The following is a 26,710-nucleotide window of genomic DNA, read 5'->3' on the forward strand; positions in this document are numbered from 1 at the left end:
CGGGCTCCTGGGCGAGTGACCGACATGATGCGGCGGGCCGGGGCGGGCTCGCCACTCAGGGGGATACGAGCGACCGGAAGGTCCTCGCGCAGCCGTGCAGGTCGCAGAGATCGTTCGAAACACACGTCGCGCGCGGCACACAAACCGCACGGCTCACAGAAAGCAGCCCCATCGTGGATGTCGATCACTCCCAGTACGTCGTCGTCGGAGCGGGACTCGCGGGCGCGGCAACCGCATGGCAACTCGCCACCGCCGGACACGAAGTCACCGTCGTTGAGCGCGGCACTCCGGCCGACGCGGGCGGCAGCTCGCACGGCTCGGCGAGGATCTTCCGTTACGCCTACTCTTCCGAGTTCTACACGCGCCTGGTCGCACGCTCGCGTGCACTGTGGTCGCAGCTGGAGGCAGCGAGCGCCCAGACGCTGATCAGTCGAACCGGCGCCGTGGACTTCGGACTTGAGCGCGACCCGAAGGCGCTCGCCCGGACCCTGGAAGCCGTCGGGATCGAGCACGAGCTGCTCGCCCAGGAGGAAGCCACCACCCGCTGGCCGCAGTTCAACTTCGAGACCAAGGTGCTCTGGCATCCTCAAGCCGGTGTCATCGACTCCGAACGCAGCGTCGAGGCCATGATCGTGCAGGCCCAGAAACACGGCGCTCTGCTCCGCACCGACTGGGACGTGACAGCGGTCGAACGCCGTGGTCACGGCTACACGCTGCGCAGCGCCGACGGCCGACAGCTCGACGCGGAACGCGTGGTCGTCGCCGCCGGCGGCTGGCTCCCGAAACTGCTCGACCTGCTCCCCCTGCCCAGTGCCTTTCGAGCGGGACTGCCGCGCTTCGAGGTCCGCCAGGAGCAGGCGTATCACTTCCGCTACCGGGAGAACCACCGATGGCCGACCTTCATCCACAAGAACCTGCAGATCCAAACGTACGGGCTGCCCGGCGGCCGCGACGCGGACTTCCAGGGGCTGAAGGTCGCCGAGTTCAACGGCGGCAAGCCGCTGCGATCGGCCGCGGAACAGAACGGCGTGGTGGACGCGAGGAACCGCAGTCGTGTCGTCGACTACGTGCGCCGACACCACCCCGGCCTGGACCCCGCCCCGTACGCCGAGACGACTTGCCTGTTCACCAACACCCCGAACGAGGACTTCGTCCTCGACCGCTGCGAGGGACTCACGATCCTGTCCCCGTGCTCGGGACACGGGGCAAAGTTCGCGCCCCTGATGGGCGCGCTTGCCGCAGGCGTGGCGTCGGCCGCCGACGCAACTGCGGGCCGGACGCTGATACCCGACCCCTTCCTGACCGGTCCGGCTTGAACGGCGCACGCGGGAGCAGCCCGGCCGGTTTCGTCATCGCCAGGAAGGCGGCAGCCGCTGTCGGCCCCGACCTCGCGCACCCCGAGGCGACAAGCACCGCCGGCAGCCGGTAGGCAATAGAAGCACTCGAAACGAGCAGGAAAATTCCCGGCCCGCGCCGCCCGATGAACGTCTGGACCGGTGTACTCATCGGCGCGCACGATGTCTACGGTGGTCGTGAGGCCGCTTCGGCCTGAGGGACCGACAGAAGACGGGCGGAGTGCGGGGTATGGGGGACGAGCGTGCAAGCGGCACGGGCCACGGGCGGGTGATCGCCGGGCGCTATCGCGTTGTCGGCCGGCTGGGCAGCGGCGGGATGGGCACCGTGTGGCGCGCCGTCGACGAGCGGCTGGGGCGCGAGGTCGCGGTCAAGGAGCTTCGGACGTTCGACGACACGGACGGCGCCGACCCGGACGAGCAGCGGTTGCGGATGCAGCGAGAGGCGCGGGCGGCCGCGCGGGTGCGTCATCACGGGGTGGTTGCCGTGCACGACGTCACCGAGCACGCCGGGCGTCCGGTGATCGTGATGGAGTTCGTGGACGGCGAGTCACTGCAGGGACTGCTGCAGCGGCGTGGCCCCGTGCATCCTCTCGAGGCGGCCCGTATCGGCGCCCAGGTGCTGGATGCACTCGCGGCCGCGCACCGTGCCGGCGTGTGGCACCGGGACGTGAAACCCAGCAACATCCTGCTGGAACACGGAGGGCGGGCGGTGCTCACGGACTTCGGGATCGCCGCCCTGCAGGAGCCCGGTGACGGCGCCGCCACCCGGATCACCCGCAGCGGCGAACTCGTCGGCTCCCTGGACTACCTCGCGCCCGAGCAAGCCCGCGGAGGCCAGGTGGGCCCCGCAACGGACGTGTGGGCGCTGGGCGCCTCGCTGTACGCGGCCGTCGAGGGATCGCCCCCGTTCAGGCGCACGTCCACGTGGTCGACGATCACCGCGATCGTGACGGAGCCGCTGCCCGCACCCCGCCGGGCCGGCCCGCTGGCACCCGCCCTGTCCGAACTCCTCGACAAGGATCCGGTGCTGCGCGCCGACGCCGTCCGCGCGGCACAGGTGCTGCGCGCCACGGCCGCGGGCCTGCCGCCGCCGCCCCGGTCGCCGGAGACCGTGCGGCTCGGCCGGCGGAGAGCACGACAGGCGCCGGATGCGGGCGTGCTGGCGGCCGGGGTGGCGCAGGTGGCTGCCCCGGCGGAGCGCCCCGGCCTGTCCGGCGCGCAGACCGTCACCGCGCACCGGGGCAGCACACGCAGGCGCGGCGCCGTCGTCGGCGCGGTGGCCGTGGTGCTGCTCGCCGGGGCCGCGGCGTCGTACGTCGTGAGCCGCCAGGGCGACGACGGGAGCGGGCGCGCCGCGGGCCCGGCTGTTCACGACACCACGTCGGCCGCCTCGCCGTCCGGGGCCTCCCCACCGGCGCACGGCGCGGACGAGTCGACCAGCGCTTCCGCGAGCGACACCCCCGCCCCCGCCTGCACCCGCATCGGAGGCGGCAAGTCCAACTGCAGAGTGTGGCGCTCCGCCACCTCGTACGACGCCGAGCACCGTCCTGTCGGCACCATCCGACCGGGAACCAACTACTTCTACTGCCAGGTCAAGCTCACGCGGCGGGAGACGTACGGAAAGTGGACCAACGTCTGGTGGGCGAAGACCGATGACGACACCGGCAACACCGGCGTGTTGATCAGCGACGTCTACCTCACCGGCGGCAAGAACGACCAGCCCGTACCAGGTCTGGCGAAGTGCTGAGTGCCCGGTGGTACTCGGCCACCCACGACACACTTCTGTCGACCGCGACCATTGGTCATGGAACGGCCGCGTGAGGAACGACTATTCGGCGTTCGCGGCACTGGGCGCACTCAGTGGTCCAGAACGCGCAGGCCAGCTGATTCACTGCGCGACGAGGCTCGGGAGGGTGCCGCGTCTTGGAGCCCGTGCCCACCCGATCGCGCGCCACGAGCCCGCCGGCCGGGGCCCGCCTCACCCGCGGGCCCTGGGTGTTGCGGGACGGGGCGTTGTTGACGGTTTCGGCAAGGCAGACGATTGAGCGCGGAGCGCTTGCTGGAACAGGAGACACGACGCGGCGGTCCGCGCCGGCCTCAGGCTGTCGGGTCCCAGAGCCCGCCGGCTTTGCCGCGCGCGAGGTGCTCGGCGTAGACGCCGACCTTCCAAGCGATGACGGATCGGCACTCCTCCAGTGCTTGGATCTGCGCGTCGACGCGCCGTCGATGGGCGTCGAGCAGGCGCAGGCGTTCTGCCTCGTTTCCCGGTCCGTGGCGTACCAGCTCGGCGAAGTGCTTGAGGTCGGCGAGCGGCATACCGGATTCGCGGAGCTTGACGCAGATCAGCAGCCAGTCGACATCGAAGGAGGTGTAGCGCCGTCGACCGCCCGACGTGCGCTGGACCGGGCCGACGAGCAGGCCCTCGCGCTCGTAGAAGCGCAGGGCGTGCACGCTCAGTCCGGTCCGCTCGGCCACATCGCCGATGCTCAGCGACGGCACCGCCGCCTCGGTGGTCGTCATGCCGCTCCCCCCTGGACTTGATCTAGACCTCGCTCTAGATCGTAGCGTCCACGGCATGCCACTTACTGATCAGCAGCCGCTCGGTACGCCCTTCTCCGCTGCCACCACTGCCGAGGACATCGTGGCCGGCCATGACCTCTCCGGCATGACCGCTGTGGTGACCGGGGGCTACTCCGGGCTCGGCCTGGAGACCACCCTGGCTCTGACGGCCGCCGGGGCCCGGGTCATCGTTCCCGCCCGCCGCCCCCGCGTCGCCCGTTCCGCTCTCCAGGAGGTGCAGGGCAGCGAGGTGATCCCCATGGACCTGGCCGACCTCGACAGCGTCCACTCAGCCGCCGCGCACATCAGCGACCGCATCGACGGGCTCGACCTCCTGATGGCCGTCGCCGGCATCATGGCCACCCCGGAGCGGCACGTTGGGCCCGGCTGGGAAGCCCAGTTCACCGCCAACCACTTCGGGCACTTCACCCTCGCCTGCGAGCTCTACCCGCTCCTGGCCGCCGCAGGCGGAGCGCGCGTCGTGGTGAACAGCTCCGCCGGACACATCCTGTCCGGCATCCGCTGGCACGATCCGCACTTCCGTACCGGCTACGACAAGTGGCTGGCCTACGGCCAGGCCAAGACCGCCAACGCCCTGTTCACAGTGCACCTCGACGCCCTCGGGCAAGGCGATGGCGTCCGGGCATTCGCCCTCCACCCCGGCAAGATCATCACCGGACTCCAGCGGGAGATGACGCTCCAGGAGCAGAGCGACCGCGGGTGGGTGGACGAGCACGGCAACGTGATCGGCGCAGACCTCAAGACACCCTCTCAGGGGGCAGCCACCGGCCTGTGGGCCGCTACGTCCCCGCTCCTCGACGGCCGCGGCGGGCTCTACCTGGAGGACTGCGACGTCGCCCGCGTTTCGGCCCCCGGCACGCCCATGGATGACGGCGGCGTGCGTGCCTATGCCATCGACCCCGAGGAGGCCGCCCGGCTCTGGGAGCTGTCTCTCGCCGTGACCGGGGCCACGCCGATCACCCGATGAATTCGCGCTCTGCAGATGCCGCGCTGCCTGCCGCCGCGGGGAGCGCGGCGCGGCCCCCTCTTGGGCTCGTCACGGCTGCCTCGAGCCAACCTGCCCGGCAGTCCGTCGTCGGGGGCAGAGGGGTATAGATATGCCGCACCGCAACGCACCTCTTACGGTCGAGGGCCGACGGCGGCTCATCGAACGCTGCCGCACTCGTCCGATCGCGCACGTCGCCGCCGAGATGGGCATCTCGCGGGCGTGCGCCTCCAAGTGGGTCCACCGATGGCGTCGTCACGGTGATGACCGCCAAACTCGGCCACGCCAGCCAGTGTCCCTGAGCGACCTGGTGGCGGGTCCCCACAATGGACGTGAGGTGTTCACTCCGGGTTCCCGGTGTGGACCAGGAGTGGGGGCGCAGTGAAGCGCGGACGTCCCGAACGCCGGCCGGGGCCGGGATCACGGATGCGTCATCGACACCACGTAGACCATCGGGTGGTCGGGGTTGGAGCGGTTCACCACGATGGTCTGGGTCGGCGACGGGTCCTTCTGGGAGTGGGTGAGGCCGTACCAGGGGCCCGGGCCCGTGAAGTCCCAGCCCGCGATCTTCCGGTCGCGGTCGCTGATCGCGAGGTCGTCGGTCGCCAGGTCACCGACCGTGTAGCCGGCGTCGACCTCCTCCAGGAACTGGTCGAGGCCCTTGTTGCTGGTGAGGAACTGCGCGTACAGGCGGCTCACCTTGTAGTTGTTCGTCTCGTAGTAGGCGACGTTGCGCGAGTGCGGCGGGACCGGGATCTGGTAGAGGCGGCGCTGCACCTTGGACGGCCAGCCGACCGTGAGGCCGGTCACCGAGTACTTCGCCTCCTTGTCCTTGCCGCTGTCCCGGCTCTGGCCCGCGGAGATCACCAGATAGCCGGCGGGGATGCCGATGAGCAGCACGATGGTCAGGAGCGTGAGGACGCGGCGTCGGATCACATGGCCGCGGTCCTCGGCCGGTCGCGGCGCTTCGTCCGCGGACGGGGGCTGGCGGGGCACGGTCATGGATTGCTTTCCTGTCACTTTCTGCGGCATCTGCGCGGGCCCTAGCCCTGCTCGGCCCCGTCGACGGGGCCGCCCGTCGTGCTGCGGGTGCGGGCGTAGCGCTCGTACCGCTCGTGGCGCTCCACGCGGCGGCGCTTGGCGCGGCGGAAGCGGCGGGCGACGAGGCGGGCCAGGTCCGCGGCGCCGACCATGCCGGCCTCGGGGCCGAGCTGGGCGCGGGCGATGCGGGCCTCGGGGCGGTAGCCGCGGCCGGTGAGCTGGCGCTTGAAGGCGTCGCGGGCGGGCGCGATCAGCAGGTCGTCGGCGGCCGACACACCGCCGCCGATGACGAAGCACGAGGGGTCGAGGGCCGCCGCGAGGTTCGCGATGCCGACGCCGAGCCACTGGCCGATGTCCTGCAGCAGCTCGATGCACATGGCATCGCCCTCGCGGGCCAGCTGCGTGATGAGCGGGCCCGTGATGTCGGGGATGTGCCCCTGGACCCGCTCGATGATGTTGTACGCGACCGGGGAGTCGGCCGCGGCGAGTTCGCGGGCCTCGCGGACCAGGGCGTTGCCGGAGCTGTACTGCTCCCAGCAGCCGCGGTTGCCGCACGGGCAGCGGTGCCCGCCGGGGACGACCTGCATATGGCCGAACTCGCCCGCGACACCGAACTTGCCGCGCTTGACCTGCCCGTCCTCCAGGATCGCGCCGCCGATTCCGGTGCCGAGCGTGATCATGACGAGGTGGTCCTCGCCGCGGCCCGCGCCGAACCGCCACTCCGCCCAGGCGGCCGTGTTGGCGTCGTTGTCGACGAGCACGGGGACCGCGAGGCGGCCCGCGAGGCGGTCCCTCAGGGGTTCGTTGCGCCAGGACAGGTGGGGCGCGAACAGGACGCGGTTGCGGTCCGCGTCGACCCAGCCGGCCGCGCCGATGCCGACCGCGTGCACGTCGTGCCGGTCGGAGAGGTCGAGCACCAGCTCCGTGATCGTGTCCTCGACGACCTTGGGGCTCTTGGACTTGTCCGGGGTCTCCGTGCGGAGCGTCTCCAGGATGGTGCCGTCCGCGTCGACGACGCCGGCCATCACCTTCGTGCCACCGATGTCGATGCCGACGGTGGGTACGCGCGGGGCCGTCGTGTGCGAGCGGCGCTCGCGGGTGCCGACCGTCCGCAGGACGGTGGCCCGTGCGCTGCCACGGTGTGCGAGGTCGCGGTAGGTGCTCATTGCGGCGATTCTGCCTCACGCGACGGCTCCGCCGCATACCGGGTTTTACGCCGCGTCGGAGCGGGCTCGCGGCTCTGCCGGGCGGCTGCCGGTCGCGCTGTGCTTGCGTTCGCGCAGTTCCCCGCGCCCTTGAAGGGGCGCGGGGCTGTGTCGATACGCGGCTCCGCCGCGGGGCGCGAAGGTGACCAACGGCGCAACGTGCAGCCGCCCGGCAAGCCGGAAACGCACACGCACGCGCGGAACGGAAGCCGCTACTTCTCGGCTCCGTCGGCCGTGTGCCCGCCCAGGTGCGTAGGCACTGGCGCCCGCTCCAACTCGTGACGGAGGTCATCCAGCTCCGTGCCGCCGGCCATCTGCCGGGTGAGCTCGTCCAGCGTGATCTCGGACCGGTTGTGGCTGCCGAACATCGCGCCGCGCTTGAGCAGCACGAACCGGTCGCCGACGAGGTACGCGTGGTGCGGGTTGTGCGTGATGAGCACCACGCCGAGGCCCGCGTCACGTGCCGCCGCGACGTACTTCAGGACGACGCCGGACTGCTTCACGCCGAGCGCCGCCGTCGGCTCGTCGAGGACGAGGACCTTCGCGCCGAAGTAGACGGCGCGGGCGATGGCGACGCACTGGCGCTCTCCGCCGGACAGCGTGCCGATCGGCTGGTCGACGTCGCGCAGGTCGATGCCCATACGGGCGAGTTCCTCGTGCGTCGTGCGCCGCATGAGCTCGACGTCCAGGCGCTTGAAGGGCCCCGTCCCCTTCGTGGGTTCGGAGCCGAGGAAGAAGTTGCGCCACACCGGCATCAGCGGGACCACGGCGAGGTCCTGGTAGACCGTGGCGATGCCCCGGTTCAGGGCGTCGCGCGGGTTGCTGAGGCGGGCCTCCTCCCCCTCGATCGCGAACCGGCCGCCGTCGTGCCGGTGCAGACCAGCGATGATCTTGATGAGGGTGGACTTGCCCGCGCCGTTGTCCCCGAGGACGCAGGAGATCTCGCCCGCGTTGACGACGAGCGAGACGTCGTCGAGAGCGCGGATGTTGCCGTAGAACTTGCTGACGCCGTCCAGCTCCACCAGCGGCGTACTCGTATCGGTCGTCGTCTGCTCTTCGGTCGTCATTTGCTCGCCTCCGCGCGCTTGCGGACCCACGCGTTGAGCAGGGTCGCGAGGAGCAGCATCGCCCCGAGGAAGAACTTGAACCAGTCCGAGTTCCACTCGGCGAACACGATGCCCTTGCTGGTCATGCCGAAGATCAGCGCGCCGATCGCCGCGCCGACCGCCGAACCGTAGCCCCCGGTGATCAGGCAGCCGCCGATGACGGCCGCGACGATGTAGATCAGCTCGTTGCCGACGCCCTCACCGGACTGCACGACGTCGTAGGAGAAGAGCAGGTGCTGGCCGGAGATCCAGGCGCCGAACGCGACGCCCATGTAGAGGCCGATCTTCGTCTTGTTGACCGGGACGCCCACCGCGCGGGCCGAGGCGAGGTCACCGCCGACCGCGAAGATCCAGTTGCCGACGCGGGTGCGGAGCAGGATCCAGGTGGCCACCAGGACGAGGGCGAGCCACCAGACGATCGTGATCTTGAAGTCGACGCCACCGATACTGAACGTGGAGGCGAAGACGGACTTGGCCGAGTCGAAGCCCTGCATGTCCGAGATCGACTTCGTCGAGACGGTGCCGCTGATCAGTTTCGTGAAGCCCAGGTTCATGCCCGTCAGCATCAGGAACGTGCCGAGCGTGATGATGAAACTGGGGAGTTTGGTACGGGTCAGCATGACGCCGTTGAAGACGCCGATGGCGAGCGTCACCAGGAGCGAGACGCCGACGCCCACCCAGGTGTTCGCCGTCATCTGGTAGCTGAACATCGACGAGATCAGCGCCGAGGACGTCACCATGACGCCCGCCGACAGGTCGAACTCGCCGCCGATCATCAGCAGCGCCACGGGCACGGCCATGATGCCGAGCGTCGAGGACGCGTACAGGACGGTCGCGAGGCTGGTCGGTCGCAGGAAGCTGTCCGCGAAGATCATGAAGAAGATGAAGACGGCGACGGCGCCGATGACCGAGCCCAGTTCGGGGCGGCCGAGGAGCTTCTTCCACGGCGAGGCCCTGACGAGCCGCTCGTCGACCTTTCCCGCGCCCTGCGGAGTGGTCGTCGTACTCATCGCGTCCCCCGCTTCGCGTACTCCTGGAGCTTGGCGGCCTGGTCCTTGGTGACGACCTCGGGACCGGTCAGGACCGGTCGGCCGCCGCCGAGCACATTGGCGTTGTACCGGTAGAGCCACAGCAGGTCCACGGCCTGGTACCCCTGGAGGTAGGGCTGCTGGTCGACGGCGAAGCCGAGGTCGCCGTCCTTGAGGCCCTGCGCGACCTTGTCGTTGAGGTCGAAGGTGTCGATCTCGGCCTTGCTGCTCGCGTCGTCCTTGGCCTTCACGGCGGTGGCGGCGAACGGCGCGCCCAGCGTGACGACCGAGTCGATGGACGTGTCGGACTGCAGCTTGGCCTCGATGGAGGACTGCACGTCGGGCATGTTGGTGCCCTCGACGTACAGGTTCGTCATCTTGCCGTCGAAGGTCTTCTTGGCACCCTCGCAGCGCTGCTCGTGGCCGACGTTGCCCTGCTCGTGCAGGATGCAGAGCGCCTTCTTCTTGCCGCGCTTGTTGAGCTCCTTGCCGACGGCCTCGCCCGCGATGGTCTCGTCCTGGCCGATGTGCGTGATCGCGCCGTACTTCTTGTAGATCTCGGAGCCCGAGTTCACCGTGATGACGGGGATGCCGGCCTTCTCGGCGCGGGCCAGGGCGGACTTCATCGCGTCCGGCTTGGCGAGCGTGACGATGATTCCGTCGACCTTCTTGTCGATGGCCGCGTCGACGAGCTGCGCCTGCTGGTTCGCCTCCTCGTTGTGCGAGTAGAGGAAGTTGATGTTGTCCTTGACGGCCGCCTGCTTGGCACCGTTCTGGACGATGTCCCAGAAGGTGTCGCCATCGCCCGAATGGGTGATCATCGCGAAGGTCCAGCGGGGCGTGTCCACCGCGGCCCTGCCCTGCGCGGCCCGCGATTTCTGGGCGTCCTCCGCCCGCTTGCCGCCGGTGCTGCTGCACCCTGCGAGCGAGAGCCCGAGAGCCCCCGCAACCGCGATGCCCACCCAGATCCGAAACCGTGCCACGAGGCCGTGCCCTTCTTGGTCTGCTGCGTCATCGACCGGGATCGGCGGGCCGACCCCGGCGGACCGTACGCCGGTCCTGAAGGACCCCGTTCCGGTCCCAAACGCACAAGTATGGGTCACGGGGATCATGCATCCATTCACCGGGTACCGCGCGCGGTGTACTTCTCCAGCTGAGGCACGTCCTTCTCGGTGACGATCGCCGGGCCCGTGAAGACCGGCTTGCCACCGCCGAGCACGTTCGCGTTCGTCTTGTGGAGCCACAGTTCGTCCACCGCCAGATAGCCCTGCAAGTACGGCTGCTGGTCGACGGCGAAGGTGACCTCCTTCGCCTTCAGCCGACGGACGACCTCGGCGTTCAGGTCGAACGTGGAGATCTCCGCCTTGCTGCCCGCGTCGTCCTTGGCCTTCACGGCGAGCGCCGCGATCGGGGCGCCGAGCGCGACGACCGCGTCGATGTCCTTGTCCGCCTGGAGCTTCGCCTCGATGGACGACTGGGCGGAGGGGGCGTTCGTACCCTCTACGTTGAGGTTCTCGACGCTGCCCTTGAAGGTCTTGCGGACGCCGTCGCAGCGCTGCTCCAGGGAGACGTTGCCCTGCTCGTGGATGACGCACAGGGCCTTCTCCTTCCCCTGCTTCGTCAGCTCGCTGCCGACCGCCTCGCCGGCCACGCCCTCCTCCTGGCCGATGTGGCTGAGCGCGCCGAACTTCCGCGAGAACTGCGAACCGGAGTTGATCGAGACGACCGGGATGCCCGCGGCCTTCGCCTTCGCGAGCACGGGCTCCATGGCCTGCGGCTTGGCGAGCGTGACGACGATCCCGTCGACCTTCTTGTCGATCGCGGCCTGCACCAGCTCGGCCTGCCCCTTGGCCTCCTTGTCGTTGGAGTAGAGGAACTGGACGTTGTCCTTGTCGGCGGCCTGCTGGGCACCCTTGCGCACGATGTCCCAGAAGGTGTCGCCCTCGCCCGAGTGCGACACCATCGCGACCTTCATACGGGGCGTGTCGACGGCCTTCCCGCCGCCTCCACCGCCGTCGGCCTTGTCCTCCGAGTCCTTGCCGCCCGAGCCACTGCAACCGGCGGCTAGCGCGATCACGGCAATCAGGGCTGTGGCCGTACGGCCTGTGCGGGTCGCTGTACGCATCGGGGCACACCTCTCCTCCGGCCGCCTGCGCGGCTGGAGGAGTTTTTGGCGTCCTCATCCACCCGGGGGCGGACGATTCAGGTCCGTACCGGTACTCGGTACCACCATGGGTTCCTGCTTCACGGGCCCCGCCGACCCCAGATGGGTCCGGTCTTACGTCGGCCTCCACAGGCGTGACTTTCCGCCCGTCCGGCGGTAGACCCGTCAACTACGTTGACGAACAAGGGGACTTTAGCTCATCAGGAACGTACTAGGAGCTGGAACTCAAAGGAATACCTTGAGGCCCGGTACGCGTGCGAGCCGAACTCGACGGGGCGGCCCTTGTCGTCGTACGTCGTGCGCTCCATGGCGAGCAGCGGCGCGCCTTCCTTCTCGCCGAGCCGCTCGGCCTCGGCCGCGGTGGCGGCGCGTGCGCCGACGGACTGGCGGGCGCTGTGCAGGGTGATGCCGGCGGACCGCATGAGGCGGTACAGGCCGGTCTCCGCGAGCCGCTCGTCGTCGAGCGGGAGCAGTCCTGTGGGCAGGTGGTTGCAGAGGTACGCGACCGGTTCGCCGTGCGCGAGCCGCAGCCGCTCGACGCGGTGCACCTCGTCGCCCTCCCCGACGCCGAGCGCCGCGGCCGCCTCCGCCGGGGCGGGCACGAGCGTGTTGGCGATGACCCGGGTCTCGGGGCGCTGGCCCGCCGCCTCCAGGTCGTCGTACAGACTGGACAGTTCGAGCGGGCGCTTGACCTGGCTGTGCACGACCTGGGTGCCGACGCCGCGGCGGCGCACGAGCAGCCCCTTGTCGACGAGGGACTGGATGGCCTGGCGGACGGTGGGCCGGGACAGGCCGAGGCGGCCCGCCAGCTCGATCTCGTTGCCGAGCAGGCTGCCGGGGGTCAGGGCGCCACGCTCGATCGCCGCCTCCAGCTGCTGGGACAGCTGGAAGTACAGCGGCACCGGGCTGCCGCGGTCGACGCCGAGGCCGAGGTCGGCGGTCGGGTCAGCTTGGGATTTGGCCACGGGGCGAGGCTATCGGTGGGAGTGCGCCGTGCACATCGAGGCCCTCGCCCCGCGGCACGGCGTGGCAGCCGGGTGCTTGTCAGGACAAACGATTGACACCCACCCGGGGGCACGTCACCGTTGGATGCCATGCGCATCGGACTCATCGGCACGGGCCGCATCGGCACCTTTCACGCGGGCGTACTGGAGCGGTACCGGGAGGTCGGCTCGCTGGTCGTCACCGACGCGGAGCCCGCGCGGGCGGTCGCGCTCGCCGACCGGATCGGGGCGACGGCCGCGCCGAGCGTCGACGAGATCTTCACGTGGGGCGTGGACGCGCTCGTGATCACCGCGGCGACCGCGGCACACGCCGAGCTGATCGGGCGGGCGGCGCGGGCCGGGCTCCCGGTCTTCTGCGAGAAGCCGATCGCGCTCGACCTGCCGGGCACGCTGGCCGCGCTCGCGGAGGTGGAGGCAGCGGGCACGGTGCTCCAACTCGGCTTCCAGCGGCGCTTCGACGCCGGGTACACGACGGCGCGGGCCGCCGTGCGGGAGGGGAGCCTCGGCCGGGTGCACACGGTACGGGCGATGACCTCCGACCCGGCGCCGCCCCCTGCCGCGTACCTACCGCTCTCCGGCGGCCTCTACCGGGACTGCCTGATCCACGACTTCGACATGCTGCGGTGGGTGACCGGGCGCGAGATCGTCGAGGTGTACGCGACCGGGTCCGACGCGGGGCCCGCCATGTTCCGCGAGGCGGGGGACGTGGACACCGCGGCGGCGCTCCTGACCCTCGACGACGGGACCCTGGCCACCGCCACCTCCACGCGGTGCAACGGCGCCGGGTACGACGTGCGCATGGAGCTCTCCGGGGACCGGGACACGGTCGTCGTCGGCCTCGACGACCGCACCCCGGTCGCCTCCACGGAACCGGCGGGCCCGCGCGCCGCCACTAAGCCGTGGCCCGGCTTCCTGGAACGCTTCGCCCCCGCGTACGAGGCCGAACTGAAGGCCTTCGTCGACGTCGTCCGCGGCGAACGCGCCAACCCCTGCGACGGCTGGGAGGCCCTGCGGGCCCTGCGGGTCGCGGAGGCGTGCGAGTTGTCGCGGGCGGAGCGGCGGATGGTGCGGATGGAGGAGGTGGCGGGGGCCGACCGGGCCTGACCCCAATCAAGCCCCGCCGGCGTTTGAGGCGCGGGGTCCGGGGCGGAGCCCCGTGGCGTTCACCAACGGACCGGCAGGCTCCTCGTGCCCCTGATGAGCATGCCGGGCAGCCACGCGTCCGGGTCCTCGGCCAGGGTCAGGTCCGGGCAGCGGTCCAGGAGGCTACGGATCGCGATACGACCTTCCAGGCGGGCAAGCGGAGCTCCCAGGCAGAAGTGGATGCCGTGGCCGAAGGCGACATGGCCGCGGGCGTCGCGGCGGATGTCGAAGCGGTCGGGCTCCGGGAAGCGGTGCGGGTCGTGGCTCGCCGTGGCGATGCCGATGAGCACCGGCGCGCCCGCGGGGATCACCGTGCCGTCGATGTCCACCGGCTCCGCCGCGAAGCGGTGCGTGGCCGTCTCGACCGGGCCGTCGTAGCGGAGCATCTCCTCCACGGCGCCGTCCAGGAGCGTCATGTCGGCGCGCAGCGCCGTGAGTTGGTCCGGGTGCTGGAGCAGGGCCCGGACGCCGTTCCCGATCAGGTTGACCGTGGTTTCGTGGCCGGCGACGAGCAGGAGGAAGGCCATGGCGCGCAGTTCGCTGGGCGAGAGGCGGTCGCCGTCCTCCGCGGTGGTGCGGATCAGCGCGCTCAGCAGGTCGTCGGCGGGGGACGCGCTCCGCTTGGCCTCGATCAACTCGTCCAGGAAACCGACCAGTTCGACGTGCGACGCGTACGCCTCCTCCTCGCTGGTCGGCGCCACGACCTGCGTCGACATGCGGCGGAACCGCTCGCGGTCGATGTCGGGGACGCCGAGCAGTTCGCAGATCACCGCGAAGGGCAGCGGGAAGGCGAGGGCACCGATCAGGTCGGCGCTGCCGCGCGGCACCATGTCGTCGAGCAGCTCGTCCGTGAGTTTCTGGATGCGCGGGGCGAGCGCGGCGACGCGGCGCGGGGTGAACTCCCGCGTGACCAGGGAGCGCAGGCGGCCGTGGGCCGGCGGGTCGGCGAAGAGGAGGTGCAGGCCCATCATGTCGCCGTCGAGGCCCCACGGTGGGGTCTTGACCAGGCGGGGGTCGGTGAACGCGGTGCGGGCGGCCTCGTGGCCGACAATCAGGTAGAGGTCTTCGGTGGGGCCGGGGCCGGGTGTGCGGATGTGGTGGACCGGGCCCTTGGTGCGGAGGTGTTCGTAGACCGGGTAGGGGTTGGCGTGGAATTGGGGTGCGCCCCCGGCCAGTTCCCCCAGGTCGACGATCTCGGCGGTGTCGGTCATGGCGTGCCTCCCGTGGCCCGGTACTGGCTTTCGTCCATCCGGTCAACTCTTGGCACTATCCGTGCGTTCCCGTCCCGGGGGTGACCGGGAGCGTTGCCTACGTCGCGGGGCTCCGCCCCGGACCCCGCGCCTCAATCGCCCGCGGGGCTGGAAAGATCGGGGCGCTGCCCCGGACCCCGCTGCTCAAACGCCGCAGGGGCTGGATTTGGTCGCCCGACTCAGGGGATTGAGCTAGATGCCGCTGGAATGGCCGCCCGTTTCCAGGAAGCGGGCCAGCGGGAGGGTTGCCGCGCCGACTGTGACCGCGTCCGGGCCCAAGCGGCCAAGGGTCAAAGTGGTTTGGGCGAAGGGGTTGCGCAGGGCGTAGGACGCGGCCGCGTCGCGGATCGGGGTGAGCAGGCGGGGGCCGAGCATGAGGCCCGCCCAGCCGCCCACGACGATCCGTTCGGGGTTGAAGAGGTTGACCAGGTCGGCGATGCCCGCGCCGAGGTATTCGGCGGTCTCCTCCAACAGGGCTGCCGTGGCGGGAGTTTCGGCGGCGAGGAGTTCGGCGAGCGCGCCCTCTTCGTCGGGGGCGGTCCAGCGGCCGCCCGCCTCCCGCCAGCGCGCGAGCAGCGCCTCCGCCCCCACGTACGCCTCCAGGCAGCCGCGCGCTCCGCACCGGCAGGTCCGGCCGCCGACCCGCAGCACGGTGTGGCCCCACTCCCCCGCGCTGCTCGCCGCGCCCTGGTAGGGCAGCCCGTCGGCGATGACGCAGGCGCCGACGCCGGAGCCGATGAGCGCGATCACGGCGTTGCGGGCGCCGCGGCCCGCGCCGAACCACATCTCGGCGCGGCCGAGGGTCTTCGCCCCGTTGTCGAGGAACAGCGGGAAGCCCGAGGGGAGTTCGGGCGGCAGGCCGTCCGGCGCGCGGAGCATGGCTTCCAGGGGGACCGCGTCCCAGCCGATGGTCTGGCCGTGCACCACCGCGCCGTCCGCACCGGAGGCGTCGACGATGCCGGGCACCCCGATGCCGACGCCGATGACGGAGCGGGGGTCCACCTCCGCGTCGGCGAGCACCCGCGTCAGCCCTGCGGTGACGAGGCGTACGACGTCCTTGGCGTCGCAGCCGCCGTCGCGCGCCGCCTGTGGCAACGGCTCGTCCACGCGCGCGAGTTCACCGAGCGCGAGGTCGAACAGCTCCACGCGCACGCGGGTCTCCCCGACGTCCACGCCCACGAGGTGGCCGCTGCGCGGGGCGACGCGCAGCAGGGTGCGGGGGCGGCCGCCGTCGGAGTCGACCGAGCCCGCCTCCTCCAGGAGGCCGTCGGCGGCGAGTTCCGCCACCACATTGCTGATCGAGCCCGAGCTGAGCGCCGTGAGCGGCCCCAACTCCTGTCTGCTGAGCGGCCCGTCGAAGTACAGCTTGCTCAGGACGACGGCCCGGTTCCCGCGCCGCAGGTCACGCACAGTCCGCCGGCGTGGTGCCGCCATCCCCGCCCCTTCCCCCGCTCACAACGTTGAACGAGGTGAATTTACCTTGCGGGACCGGAACCAGCCGATCTTCCTCAGGCGTCGTCGAGCAGTCCCGCGTCGTGGGCGAGCAGCGCGATCTGTACGCGGTTGTTGAGGCCGAGCCGGGCCATGATGCGCGAGACGTGGGTCTTGACCGTGGGGACGCTCATGTAGAGCGTCGCGGCGATCTCCGCGTTCGACCTGCCGCGGCCCACCTCGACGGCCACCTCCCGCTCCCGCTCGGCCAGTTCGGACATGCGTGTACGCGCGCGTGCCCGCCGGTCCAGGGCGGGGTCGTCGCCCGAGACCTTGGAGATGAGCTGCCGGGTCACGGTCGGCGAGAGGACCGGGGCGCCGGCCGCCACCCGGCGTACCGAATCGACGATCTCGCCCGGGGCGGTGTCCTTGAGGACGAACCCGGCGGCTCCCGCGCGCAGCGCCCGCAGCACCTGTTCGTCCGCGTGGAACGTGGTCAGGACGATCACCTCTGGCGCGCCGTCACGCGCGCGTAGTGCCTCGGTGGCGGACAGGCCGTCCAGGGTCGGCATGCGCAGGTCCATGAGGACGACGTCCGGGTGCAGCCGGGCCACCTGCGCGTCCACCTCGCTGCCGTCGGCGGCCTCGCCGACGATCTCGATGTCCTCGGCGGCGCCGAACATGAAGGTGAGCCCGGCGCGCACGAGGGGGTCGTCGTCGACGATGAGGAGGCGGATCGAGGTCATGGCGCCACCGTAGCGAGGGTCGATCACCGCTGTGTGCACACCGGCCGCTTCCCCGTGGCTCTCACTCCGGCCACGGCAGCCACGCCCGCACCGCGAATCCGCCGTCCGGTTCCGCCCCGTGGGCGAGCCGGCCACCTGCGAGCGTGGCGCGTTCGACGAGGCCGATCAGGCCCTGCCCCGAGCCGGGGACGTGCGGCACCGCGCCGGGCGGCGGCGGGTTGCGCACGGTGACCGTGAGGCCGTCCCCCGGGCCGCCCTCGACCGTGACCGCGACCCCGGCGCCAGGGGCGTGCTTGCGGGCGTTGGTCAGGCCTTCCTGGGCGATGCGGTAGGCGGTGCGTCCGGTGGAGGCGGGCACGGCCTGCGCTTCGGGGACCCGGTCGTCGAGGTCGACCTTCATGCCGGCCTCGCGGGACTCGGCGACCAGCGTGCCGAGGGCGGCGAGGGTGGGCTGCGGCCGCCCCGACTCGTCGCCGTGGTCCGCCGCGCGCAGCACGCCGATGATCTCGCGCAGGTCCTGCAGCGCCTCGTGCGCGCTCTCCCGGATCACGCCCGCGGCCCGGGCGATCTCGACCTGGGGCGCGTCGGGGCGGAACTCCAGGGCGCCCGCGTGCACGCTCAGCAGGGTGAGGCGGTGGGCGAGCACGTCGTGCATCTCGCGCGCGATGTCCTCGCGGGCGAGCCGCTGGGCCCGCTCGGCACGGAGCACGGCCTCGGTCTCGGCGCGGCGCGCCCGGTCCCGCAGGGACATCAGGAGCTGGCGGCGGGAGCGGACGAACATGCCCCAGCCGACGACCGTGATCGTGAGGATGACGGTGAACGAGACCGACAGCAGGTACGAGGACTCGGGGTCGGGCCGCAGCCAGAAGAACAGCGGGAGGAGCGCGATGGAGACGCCCGCCACCCAGCCGATGTAGCGGAACGGGCGGTGCACGGCGAGCGTGAACAGCGCGATCATGGACGCGCCGCCCGCGGTGTTGGACAGGAAGCTCACCGGGAGCATCGCCAGGGCGAGGCCGAGCGGCCAGCGTCTGCGCAGCCAGATCGCGGCGCAGGCGAGGGCGCCGAGCACCTGGTCGATCACGGCGACGACGGGCGATGTGTTCGGGTCGTCCCAGACCTGCTCGGCGAAGATCAGGCCGAGGAAGACCGCGATCCCGAAGCAGCTGAAGTCGACGATCCAGTCGCGGGCGGTGCGCCGCCTGCGGCCCGGCTGCCCCTCGGGGTCCAGGTCGAGCTCGTCGGCGACGGCCGAGGGCAGCAGCCATCGGCGCCAGCGCTCGGCGGGCGTATCCGCCGCCTGCGGGGTTCCGGTCTGCCGCACTGCTTCCATGGTCGACAAATCTACGCACCCGGGGCGCTCGGCACCGTCCCGAGCGCCGCTTCCGCGACCAAAGTCGTACCCCCGTCGACTTTGGTCGCGGCCGGCGCCCCGCGCTCCGCTACCGGAGTCGTACGGGGCTCGCCCCACGGCCGATGTGGGTGGGGGGTCCGCGGGGCGAGAGTCCTGTGCATGAACAAACAGCAGTGGCTGCAGATCATCGAGGTCATCGGCGGCTTCGCCCTGCTCCAGGGCGCGGTCGGCATCCTGCACGAGTTCACGGGGTGGCTGGGCTGGGGGTTGATCGAACGGATCGGGTTCCTCGACGGCCACGAGGTCTACGGCAGCATCGCGTTGATCGTGTTCGCGTTCGCCGTGTTCGCGGCCGTCGAGGCCCAGCGCAAGAGCTGATCACTACGGAGTACGGACCTACGGAACTACGGAGCCGGGGATGGCTCAGCAGGTTCTCAACAGGTGTAGTCGACCAGGTCGAAGGACGCGTAGTGGTCCGCCGTGTAGTAGTCCTCCTTGTCGGAGTCGCCGGTGACGATGCGGCGGGCGCCACGGTCGTCCGAGCCCGGCGTGATCACCGTGTACTCGTGGTAGTAGCCGGACGACTGGTCGGGCAGGATGCCCTCCCTGTTGGAGAAGACCGTGCCGTCCTGCTCGTACGGGTACGGTCCGCCCTGCTCGATGAGGTCCAGCGTGTCGTGCGCCTCGGCGGGCAGCGCGGAGGCGCAGATGTCGCCGACGGCGGCGGCCGAGACGGTGTGGGAGGCGACGGCCGGGGCCTGCGCGGCCGGTGCGGCGATCGCGGTGGAGCCGCCCACGCCGCCCAGGAGGAGAGCGGCTGCGACGGCGACGGCACTGAAGAAGCGTGGGGGAGTCTTCATGCCCACAGTGTGACGCGCGTAGAGGTGGTCATGTCAACACCAACTCCCCCACGTTTTCCTCGAGTTCACATCCTTCGCGCGCCGCCCACGACATCGACGTCCATTTGCCGCCAGCCCCCACCTCCGTGGATCGCTGTACTTGAAGCCACAACATCCGCTCCCTACAGGAGGCGACATGAACGGCAAGGTGGCTCTGGTGACCGGCGGATCCCGCGGAATCGGCGCGGCGACGGCGCTGCGGCTCGCCCGCGACGGCTTCGACGTGGCACTCACCTACGTACAGGGCAAGGAGGCCGCGGAGGAGGTGGTGCGGCGGATCGAGGCGCTGGGGCGGCGGGGGCTCGCGGTGCGGGCCGACTCGGCGGACGCGGGTGAGGCGGCGGAGGTGGTCGGGCGGACGGTGGCGGGGCTCGGGCGGATCGACGTGCTGGTCAACAACGTCGGCGTGGGTGCGCTCGGCCCGCTGGACGGCTTCTCGCCCGCGGACGTCGACCGCGCGCTCGACGTGAACGTGCGCGGCGTCTTCCTCACCTCGCAGGCCGCGGCGGCCAGACTCCCCGAGGGCGGCCGGATCGTCACCGTCGGCTCCTGCATGGCCCAGCACGTGCCAGGGCCCGGCGGCACGCTGTACGCCACGAGCAAGGCGGCCCTGATCGGACTGACGAAGGCGCTCGCCCGTGAGCTGGGCGGGCGCGGCATCACGGCGAACATCGTGCATCCCGGCCCGACGGACACCGACATGAATCCGGCCGAAGGACCGTACGCGGCGGAACAGGCCGCGGCGACGGCGCTCGGCCGCTACGGCACCGCGGACGAGGTGGCGTCGACGGTCGCGTATCTGGCGGGCGCCGGGGCCTCGTACGTGACGGGCGCCGAATTCGCGGTGGACGGCGGGCACGCCGCGTAACGCCGGAAAAGGAAATGCGGGGCACACCGGTGCTGTCAGGCCGGTGTGCCCCGCAAGCCGAACAGAGTACGGGCTACTCGCCCAACTCCGCGTGGCGGGCCATTAGTTGAGACTCCTCGCGCTACTTGGCCCTCTGGAGCAACTGCCCCTGCGGGGCGGTGAACTCACCGTCGGCGACGATGCGTTCGCCGCGCAGCCAGGTCGACTTCACGACGCCGTGCAGCGTCTTGCCCGCGTACGCGGTGACGCGGTTGCGGTGCTGGAGGGCGGCCGGGTCGACGCTGAAGGTGTCCTCGGGGGCGAGGACGGCGAAGTCGGCGTCGCGGCCGACCGCGATGGCGCCCTTGCGGCCGTCGAGGCCGACCAGCTTCGACGTACGCTCCGACATCCAACGGACCACGTCCTCAAGGGAGTAGCCGCGGGCGCGGGCGGCCGTCCAGATCGCCGAGAGGCTGAGCTGGAGGCCGGAGATGCCGCCCCACGCGGTCGCGAAGTCGTCGGTCTTCAGGTCGGCCGTCGACGGCGAGTGGTCGGTGACGATGCAGTCGATCGTGCCGTCGGCGAGCGCCTGCCACAGCAGGTCCTGGTTGGCGGCCTCGCGGATCGGCGGGCAGCACTTGAACTCGCTTGCCCCGTCCGGGACTTCCTCGGCGGTGAGCGTGAGGTAGTGCGGGCAGGTCTCGACGGTCAGCTCGACGCCCTCGGCCTTCGCGGCGGCGATCAGCGGCAGCGCGTCGGAGGACGACAGGTGCAGGATGTGGATGCGGGCGCCGATCCGCTTGGCGGTGTCGATCAGGCCCTTGATGGCGACGTCCTCGGAGACGCGCGGGCGGGTCGCCAGGTAGTCGTCGTACTTGGGGCCGCTGTTGTGCGGCGCCACGTCCAGCTCGTGCGGGTCCTCGGCGTGCACGATGAGCAGCCCGCCGAAGCCGGCGATCTCCGCCATGGAGGCGGTGAGCCGGTCGGCGTCCAGGTGCGGGAACTCGTCGACGCCGGAGGGCGACAGGAAGCACTTGAAGCCGAAGACCCCGGCGTCGTGCAGCGGGCGCAGGTCCTTGACGTTGTCGGGCAGCGCGCCGCCCCAGAAGCCGACGTCGATGTGCGCCTTGGAGGCGGCCACGTCCTTCTTCGTACGAAGGTTGTCGACGGTCGTGGTCGGCGGCAGGGAGTTGAGCGGCATGTCGACGAGGGTCGTGATGCCGCCGGCCGCCGCGGCGCGGGTGGCGGTCCAGAAGCCCTCCCACTCGGTGCGCCCCGGGTCGTTGACGTGCACGTGCGTGTCGACGATGCCGGGCAGCAGCGCGTCGTCGCCGAAGTCCTCGAGGCGGGCCCCGGCCGGGATCTCCGCGTCGTGCGCGAGCACCGCGACGATCTTTCCCTGGGCGACGGCGACCGACGCGGGGCGCGTACCTTCGGGAGTGATGACGCGCGTCGAGCGCAGCACGAGTTCGATCTGGACTTCGGCGTCCGACACCTGGGCCTCCTCAAGCTTCAACGTTCTGTTGAAGGACTTTCACTCAGACTTCGGGAACCGTCAAGGCCCGGATGCGAGAGGCGCGAACCCTGGACGTTTCCACAAGGTGGAATTAAGATTCCGGTACGCAGAACGTAGCTACCGACGAACTTATAGGTCAAGGGATCACTGGACAGGAAGCCGCCGGTAGGCTGCATTTCTGCCTGCCACCCCGAAAGGAACGCTGTGCCGACGCCCGACGCCAGCACCACTGATGCCGCCAAGTCCGCACCCACCGGCGGCGTCCAGTCCCTTGAGCGCGCCTTCGATCTGCTCGAGCGGATGGCCGACGCCGGTGGTGAGGTCGGCCTCAGCGAGCTCTCCGCCAGCAGCGGGCTGCCGCTGCCGACGATCCACCGCCTGATGCGCACGCTCGTCTCCTGCGGCTACGTACGCCAGCAGCCCAACCGGCGCTACGCGCTCGGCCCGCGGCTCATCCGGCTCGGCGAGTCCGCGTCCCGGCTCCTCGGCACGTGGGCCCGCCCGTACCTGGCGCGCCTCGTCGAGGAGACCGGCGAGACCGCGAACATGGCGCTCCTCGACGGCGACGAGGTCGTGTACGTCGCCCAGGTGCCGTCCAAGCACTCCATGCGGATGTTCACCGAGGTCGGCCGCAGGGTGCTGCCGCACTCGACCGGGGTGGGCAAGGCGCTGCTCGCGTACGCGCCTCCGGAGGAGGTGCGGGCGTTGCTCGGGCGTACGGGGATGCCTGCCGCCACCGAGAAGACGCTCACCACGCCCGAGGGGTTTCTCGACGCGCTGGAGGATGTGCGGCAGGCCGGGTATGCGGTTGATGACAACGAGCAGGAGATCGGGGTGCGGTGCCTTGCGGTGTCCGTTCCCGATTCGCCCACCGCTGCGGCGATTTCGATTTCTGGGCCGGCGGGGCGGGTGACGGAGGCGGCCACGGAGAAGATCGTGCCGATCCTTCAACAGGTGGCGCGGGAGCTGTCGGTGGCGTTGGCCAGTTCCGGCCACAGTGCTTGACGTCGCGGGGCGCTGCCCCGGGCCCCGCGCCTCAATCGCCGGCGGAGCTGGAAAGACCTGCTCAATCGCCGCAGGGGCTTGAATTGCTCACCCGTCGCCGAGCCTGAAGAAACTCACGCCGCGCCAGGGCTTGAAATGGCCGACACGTCAATTGTGCCGTCGCGCATCTCGTGGACCTCGTCCGCCACCGTCAAGTGGTCGCGGTCGTGGGTGACCAGGACCGTCGCCGTGCCGCGTTCTCGCGTCAGGGTGCGGAGGAGGTCCAGGACTGCGGCGCCGCGTTCGTGGTCGAGGGCGCTGGTGGGTTCGTCGACCAGGAGGATGCGCGGCTCGTTGATCAGGGCGCGGGCGATGTTCACGCGCTGACGCTGGCCGCCCGAGAGTTGGTGGGGGCGGCGGTGGGACTGGGCGGACAGGCCGACCGCGTAGAGCAACTCCCGTGCCCTGTCCCGTACTTCGCGGGGCTTGCGGCCCTCCAGGTGGGCCATCACCTGGAGTTGTTCCAGCGCGGTGAGCGACGGCAGCAGGTTCGGCTGCTGGAAGACGATGCCGATCGCGCGGCGGCGCAGTTCCGCCGATTCGTTGCGGGTCAGGGTCGTGGCCTCGGTTCCGTCGATGACCACGCGGCCGCTGTCGGGGGTGACGAGCGTCGCCGCCACCGCCAGAAGGCTGGACTTGCCGGATCCTGACGGGCCCACCACCGCCGTGAGGCCGCCGGCCGGTACCTGGAGGCCGACCCGGTCGAGGGCCGTGAGCCGGCCGTCCCCGTCGGCGTAGGTCAGGGTGATGTCGTCGAGCAGCAGGGTCATCGGGCGCTCCCGAGTGCGGTGAGGGGGTCGACGGCGGTGATCCGCCGGATGGACAGGGCGGCGCCCGCGAGGCCGAGGGCCGTCATGACGGCGGCCGGGCCGAGCGCGGTGAGCGGGTCGAGGACGAACGGCACCGTGTCCGGGACGAAGGCGCCGACGAGGGTGGCGAGGCCGGTGCCGACCGCCGTACCCGCGACCAGCATCAGGACCGCCTGGCCGAGTGCGTCCCGCAGGAGGTAGCGGGTCGACGAGCCGAGGGCCTTGAGGACCGCGATGTCCGCGCTGCGCTGGATCGTCCACACCGTGAAGAACGCGCCGACGACGAGCGCCGAGATGGCGAAGAGGAAGCCGCGCATCAGTTGCAGCGAACCGTTCTCGGCCTGGTAGGAACCTATGGCGGACAGGGCGCCGTCGATGGTGGTGGTGTCCGTGCCCGCGGCCTTGTCGGCAGCGCCCAGGTCGGCGGCCGCTCCCGTGCGCAGTGCGATCACCGTCGCGCGTTCGCCGCCGCCTCCCGTGGGCGTGATGTGCTGCCAGTCGTCGAGGTGCGTCCAGACGACCGGGGTGTGGCTGTACGAGGCGTCGCCGGACACCGCGGCGACCGTGAGGCGCGTGCCGCCGAGGGTGAGCTTGTCGCCCGTGGCCGCCCCCAGCTCCTTCGCCGCCTTGGTGGACAGGACCGCCGTGCCGGGCTCCGTCTCGTCGGGTGCGAGGCCCGAGCCCTGGCGCACGCCGAACGCGGAGACAGCGGCGGTCTGCCGGCCCGCCTCGGCGTTCACCGTGCCGATGCCGATCGGCTCCGCGCTCTCGACGCCCTTGCGCGCCGCGAGGTCGCGCCACTGCTCGGGGCGGACCGTGGACGCCGTGAACGACACCGACTGGCCGTCGGCGGGCCGGGCGAAGGCGAGGTGGTCGGCGGGCAGCCTGGTGAGCGCCGACGTATTGTCCCGCGCGAGGCCCGCCGTCAGTCCCGACAGCAGTCCCACGAGCAGCGTGATCAGTACGATCACGGTCCCCATCAGGGCGAACCTGCCCCTGGCGAACCGTAGATCTCTCCATGCAACGAACATGCCGCCAAGACTGCTGCTCAAGGACCCCCGCGGGCATCGCGCCACAGCACGCTTCACCCGAATCGAAGGGAGGACGCGCCTTTCGAACTTTCGGTTGACGGGTTCCGTGTCCGGGCTTCGTACGCTGGTGGGTGGTATGGATCCACGCTCCCTCACCCCCGCGCTGCGCGCGCTGCGCCTCTGTCTGCATCTGCTGACGGCGGGCCTGCTCGCGCTCGTCGTCGTACGCGCCCTGACCGGACGGTCCGACGAGCCGGTCGCGGCGGTGGTGACGGTGGCCGGGGCGATGGGCGTCGTCTACGGGGTGGGCGCGACGCTGCCCGTCGTACGGTCCAGGCGAGCGGGCGCCGCGTGGTGGCTGGGCGTGCTGGGGGCGGTGTGGGCGGCGCTGCTCGTGCTCTCGCCCGACGCGCTGTGGCTGGCGTTCCCGCTGTACTTCCTGCTGCTGCATCTGCTTCCCGCGCGCTGGGGCGTCCCCGCGGTGGGCATCGCCGCGGGCGCGGCCATCTGCTCGTACGTCGGTCATGACGGGGCGGTGAACCCGGGGGCGTTCATAGGGCCGCTGCTCGGTGCGGCCGTCGCCGTGGCGACCGTGCTCGGGTATCAGGCGCTGTACCGGGAGAGCGAGCGCAGGCAGCGGCTGATCGAGGAGCTGGTCGCCACCCGCGCCGAACTCGCGGCGGCGGAGCGCGCGGGCGGCACGCTCGCCGAGCGGGAGCGGCTGGCCCGGGAGATCCACGACACGCTGGCGCAGGGCCTGTCCTCGATCCAGCTGCTGCTGGTCGCGGCCGGGCGCGAACTGCCCGCCGGCTCCCCCGCCGCCGGGCACGTCGAGCGGGCCAGGGCCACGGCGCAGGACAACCTCACGGAGGCCCGCCGCTTCGTACGCGCCCTCGCCCCGCCCGACCTGGACGTCGGCTCGCTGGCCGGTGCCCTCGACCGGCTGTGCGCCACGGCGCCCGGCCTGACCGCCCGCTTCTCGGTGAGCGGCACCCCGCACGAACTCCCCACGCCGTACGAAGTGGCGCTGTTGCGCATCGCCCAGTCGGCGCTCGCCAACACGGTGCGGCACGCGCGGGCGGACCGCGCGGAGATCACCCTCAGCTTCATGGAGACCTCGGTGGCCCTGGACGTGGTGGACGACGGCGCGGGCTTCGACCCGGATCGCGCCCCGGACGGCGGCGACGGCGGCTTCGGCCTCGTCGCGATGCGCTCCCGCGTGAGCGAACTCGGCGGCACGTTCACCGTCGAATCGGAGCCGGGCCGCGGCACGGCGGTCGCGGTGACGCTGCCGTTGCCGGTGCCGGTGCCCTCCGGGGATGCGACGTGATCCGGCGCCGCGGGCCGCGGGCCATGTTCGGCGTCGGCAGGCCTGTCGCCGTGTACTCGACACCGGGCGTCGACACACCCGTCGCCGCGCCGACGCCTCTGCCCGCCGGAGGTGCCGCGTGATCCGGCTGCTGCTCGCCGACGATCACCCCGTCGTACGCGCCGGGCTGCGGGCCGTGCTCGATGCGGAGGCGGACTTCGCGATCGTCGCGGAGGCCGCGACCGCCGAGCGGGCGGTGGAGCTGGCGGGGGACGTGGACGTCGTCCTCATGGACCTGCAGTTCGGCGCCGGGACGATGCACGGCGCCGAGGCCACCGCGCGGATCGCGGCACTCGACGACGGGCCGCGCGTCCTCGTGCTCACCACGTACGACACCGAGGCGGACATCCTCGCGGCCGTGGAGGCGGGGGCCTCCGGCTACCTGCTGAAGGACGCCCCGCCCGAGGAGCTCGCGGCGGCCGTCCGCACCGCGGCGTCCGGGCGCTCCGCGCTCGCGCCCGCCGTCGCCGACCGGCTCATGGGCCGGATGCGGGCACCCGCGGAGGCGCTGAGCAGGCGCGAGCTGGAGGTGCTGCGGCACGTGCGCGACGGCCTGTCCAACGCGGAGATCGCCCGCGAGCTGTTCCTGAGCCAGGCCACGGTCAAGTCCCACCTCGTGCACATCTACGCGAAGCTGGGCGTCGACTCACGTACGTCGGCGGTGGCGCGGGCGACGCGGGACGGGCTACTGCGGCGCCGCTGAGCACGCCTAGGGCGTGTTTCGAAAGTCCCGTCTGCCTCGCGGGGTCTGGCACGCACGCTCGCGGCGTTGCCGAAATGCCCTAGTAGCTCCGCTACGAGAC

The 26,710-nt window shown here is 71.3% G+C and carries 25 protein-coding genes and 1 pseudogene; 10 read left to right on the forward strand and 16 right to left on the reverse strand.

The features are described 5' to 3' along the window. Positions 1–173 precede the first annotated feature (173 nt). Together ACWD2L_RS38360 and ACWD2L_RS38365 are read left to right on the forward strand one after the other, a co-directional pair. Entirely contained in the window at positions 174–1,316 is a 1,143-nt protein-coding gene (locus tag ACWD2L_RS38360) for an FAD-dependent oxidoreductase (protein ID WP_351340373.1), read from the forward strand. A 268-nt stretch (positions 1,317–1,584) separates the two neighbouring features. Beyond that, positions 1,585–3,102: a serine/threonine-protein kinase gene (locus tag ACWD2L_RS38365; protein WP_351340371.1), complete on the forward strand. Its 1,518-nt coding sequence runs from the start codon at positions 1,585–1,587 to the stop codon at positions 3,100–3,102. A 350-nt stretch (positions 3,103–3,452) separates the two neighbouring features. Here ACWD2L_RS38365 and ACWD2L_RS38370 read toward each other — a convergent pair whose 3' ends face one another. Next, on the reverse strand, positions 3,453–3,875 hold the full coding sequence (locus tag ACWD2L_RS38370; RefSeq protein WP_351340368.1) for a MerR family transcriptional regulator: 423 nt from the start codon (positions 3,873–3,875) through the stop codon (positions 3,453–3,455). Positions 3,876–3,930: 55 nt separating this feature from the next. Here ACWD2L_RS38370 and ACWD2L_RS38375 point away from each other — a divergent pair, with 55 nt between their 5' ends. Both ACWD2L_RS38375 and ACWD2L_RS38380 read left to right on the forward strand, forming a co-directional pair. Beyond that, positions 3,931–4,902 carry an SDR family NAD(P)-dependent oxidoreductase gene (locus ACWD2L_RS38375; RefSeq protein WP_351340365.1) on the forward strand — a complete coding sequence of 324 codons (972 nt, stop codon included), beginning with the start codon at positions 3,931–3,933 and terminating at the stop codon, positions 4,900–4,902. A gap of 130 nt (positions 4,903–5,032) precedes the next feature. Continuing rightward, positions 5,033–5,209: pseudogene (locus tag ACWD2L_RS38380) on the forward strand (helix-turn-helix domain-containing protein); the annotation flags it as partial. A 131-nt stretch (positions 5,210–5,340) separates the two neighbouring features. On the opposite strand, the gene ACWD2L_RS38385 reads toward ACWD2L_RS38380, so the two are convergent. The 7 genes from ACWD2L_RS38385 to ACWD2L_RS38415 form a co-directional block, all read right to left on the reverse strand. After that, on the reverse strand, positions 5,341–5,922 hold the full coding sequence (locus ACWD2L_RS38385) for a sugar kinase (protein WP_351340362.1): 582 nt from the start codon (positions 5,920–5,922) through the stop codon (positions 5,341–5,343). Between the two features lie 41 nt (positions 5,923–5,963). Further along, positions 5,964–7,127: an ROK family glucokinase gene (locus ACWD2L_RS38390; protein WP_351340359.1), complete on the reverse strand. Its 1,164-nt coding sequence runs from the start codon at positions 7,125–7,127 to the stop codon at positions 5,964–5,966. A gap of 251 nt (positions 7,128–7,378) precedes the next feature. Then, positions 7,379–8,233, reverse strand: coding sequence for an ATP-binding cassette domain-containing protein (locus ACWD2L_RS38395; RefSeq protein ID WP_351340356.1), 855 nt, complete (start codon positions 8,231–8,233; stop codon positions 7,379–7,381). Continuing rightward, positions 8,230–9,282: an ABC transporter permease gene (locus ACWD2L_RS38400; RefSeq protein WP_351340353.1), complete on the reverse strand. Its 1,053-nt coding sequence runs from the start codon at positions 9,280–9,282 to the stop codon at positions 8,230–8,232. The genes ACWD2L_RS38395 and ACWD2L_RS38400 overlap by 4 nt, the downstream gene beginning before the upstream one ends. Beyond that, positions 9,279–10,283 (reverse strand): sugar ABC transporter substrate-binding protein, encoded by a 1,005-nt coding sequence (locus ACWD2L_RS38405; RefSeq protein WP_351340351.1) that lies wholly within the window; start codon positions 10,281–10,283, stop codon positions 9,279–9,281. Before ACWD2L_RS38405 ends, ACWD2L_RS38400 begins: the two co-directional genes overlap by 4 nt. 137 nt (positions 10,284–10,420) lie before the next feature. After that, positions 10,421–11,425 carry a sugar ABC transporter substrate-binding protein gene (locus ACWD2L_RS38410; protein WP_351340348.1) on the reverse strand — a complete coding sequence of 335 codons (1,005 nt, stop codon included), beginning with the start codon at positions 11,423–11,425 and terminating at the stop codon, positions 10,421–10,423. A gap of 239 nt (positions 11,426–11,664) precedes the next feature. Next, positions 11,665–12,429, reverse strand: coding sequence for a GntR family transcriptional regulator (locus ACWD2L_RS38415; protein WP_351340345.1), 765 nt, complete (start codon positions 12,427–12,429; stop codon positions 11,665–11,667). 129 nt (positions 12,430–12,558) lie between these two features. On the opposite strand from ACWD2L_RS38415, the gene ACWD2L_RS38420 reads away from it, so the two are divergent. Further along, the gene (locus tag ACWD2L_RS38420; RefSeq protein WP_351340343.1) at positions 12,559–13,572 is read left to right on the forward strand and encodes a Gfo/Idh/MocA family protein; all 1,014 of its coding nucleotides are present in this window, start codon (positions 12,559–12,561) and stop codon (positions 13,570–13,572) included. Positions 13,573–13,631: 59 nt separating this feature from the next. On the opposite strand, the gene ACWD2L_RS38425 is transcribed toward ACWD2L_RS38420, so the two are convergent. From ACWD2L_RS38425 to ACWD2L_RS38440, 4 genes are all read right to left on the reverse strand, one after another. Further along, positions 13,632–14,822, reverse strand: a complete 1,191-nt coding sequence (locus ACWD2L_RS38425) for a cytochrome P450 family protein (RefSeq protein WP_351340340.1) — start codon at positions 14,820–14,822, stop codon at positions 13,632–13,634. Positions 14,823–15,053: 231 nt separating this feature from the next. Further along, positions 15,054–16,295, reverse strand: a complete 1,242-nt coding sequence (locus ACWD2L_RS38430; protein WP_351340337.1) for an ROK family protein — start codon at positions 16,293–16,295, stop codon at positions 15,054–15,056. Between the two features lie 74 nt (positions 16,296–16,369). Next, a complete protein-coding gene (locus tag ACWD2L_RS38435; RefSeq protein ID WP_351340335.1) occupies positions 16,370–17,038 on the reverse strand; it encodes a response regulator transcription factor in 669 nt (222 codons plus the stop codon). 61 nt (positions 17,039–17,099) lie between these two features. Further along, a complete protein-coding gene (locus ACWD2L_RS38440; protein WP_351340333.1) occupies positions 17,100–18,371 on the reverse strand; it encodes a sensor histidine kinase in 1,272 nt (423 codons plus the stop codon). Positions 18,372–18,551: 180 nt separating this feature from the next. On the opposite strand from ACWD2L_RS38440, the gene ACWD2L_RS38445 reads away from it, so the two are divergent. After that, complete coding sequence (locus ACWD2L_RS38445) at positions 18,552–18,770, forward strand: hypothetical protein (protein ID WP_351340330.1); 219 nt, start codon at positions 18,552–18,554, stop codon at positions 18,768–18,770. Positions 18,771–18,826: 56 nt separating this feature from the next. Here ACWD2L_RS38445 and ACWD2L_RS38450 read toward each other — a convergent pair whose 3' ends face one another. Further along, positions 18,827–19,252: a ribonuclease gene (locus ACWD2L_RS38450; protein ID WP_351340328.1), complete on the reverse strand. Its 426-nt coding sequence runs from the start codon at positions 19,250–19,252 to the stop codon at positions 18,827–18,829. Between the two features lie 175 nt (positions 19,253–19,427). Between ACWD2L_RS38450 and ACWD2L_RS38455 the strand changes: the two genes are divergently transcribed. Further along, on the forward strand, positions 19,428–20,159 hold the full coding sequence (locus tag ACWD2L_RS38455) for an SDR family oxidoreductase (protein WP_351340326.1): 732 nt from the start codon (positions 19,428–19,430) through the stop codon (positions 20,157–20,159). A gap of 121 nt (positions 20,160–20,280) precedes the next feature. Here the strand turns inward: ACWD2L_RS38455 and allB are convergent, their stop codons facing one another. Beyond that, the gene (gene allB / locus ACWD2L_RS38460; protein WP_351340324.1) at positions 20,281–21,633 is read right to left on the reverse strand and encodes an allantoinase AllB; all 1,353 of its coding nucleotides are present in this window, start codon (positions 21,631–21,633) and stop codon (positions 20,281–20,283) included. A 225-nt stretch (positions 21,634–21,858) separates the two neighbouring features. Here allB and ACWD2L_RS38465 point away from each other — a divergent pair, with 225 nt between their 5' ends. Beyond that, complete coding sequence (locus ACWD2L_RS38465) at positions 21,859–22,659, forward strand: IclR family transcriptional regulator (RefSeq protein WP_351340321.1); 801 nt, start codon at positions 21,859–21,861, stop codon at positions 22,657–22,659. A 113-nt stretch (positions 22,660–22,772) separates the two neighbouring features. On the opposite strand, the gene ACWD2L_RS38470 is transcribed toward ACWD2L_RS38465, so the two are convergent. Together ACWD2L_RS38470 and ACWD2L_RS38475 are read right to left on the reverse strand one after the other, a co-directional pair. After that, a complete protein-coding gene (locus tag ACWD2L_RS38470) occupies positions 22,773–23,468 on the reverse strand; it encodes an ABC transporter ATP-binding protein (RefSeq protein WP_351340319.1) in 696 nt (231 codons plus the stop codon). Continuing rightward, positions 23,465–24,538 carry an ABC transporter permease gene (locus ACWD2L_RS38475; RefSeq protein ID WP_351340316.1) on the reverse strand — a complete coding sequence of 358 codons (1,074 nt, stop codon included), beginning with the start codon at positions 24,536–24,538 and terminating at the stop codon, positions 23,465–23,467. Before ACWD2L_RS38475 ends, ACWD2L_RS38470 begins: the two co-directional genes overlap by 4 nt. 136 nt (positions 24,539–24,674) lie before the next feature. On the opposite strand from ACWD2L_RS38475, the gene ACWD2L_RS38480 reads away from it, so the two are divergent. Together ACWD2L_RS38480 and ACWD2L_RS38485 are read left to right on the forward strand one after the other, a co-directional pair. Next, a complete protein-coding gene (locus tag ACWD2L_RS38480; protein ID WP_351340313.1) occupies positions 24,675–25,868 on the forward strand; it encodes a sensor histidine kinase in 1,194 nt (397 codons plus the stop codon). Between the two features lie 118 nt (positions 25,869–25,986). Continuing rightward, positions 25,987–26,610: a response regulator transcription factor gene (locus tag ACWD2L_RS38485; RefSeq protein WP_351340310.1), complete on the forward strand. Its 624-nt coding sequence runs from the start codon at positions 25,987–25,989 to the stop codon at positions 26,608–26,610. The last annotated feature ends 100 nt before the right edge of the window (positions 26,611–26,710 follow it).

The organism is Streptomyces sp. NPDC002754, assembly GCF_053592315.1.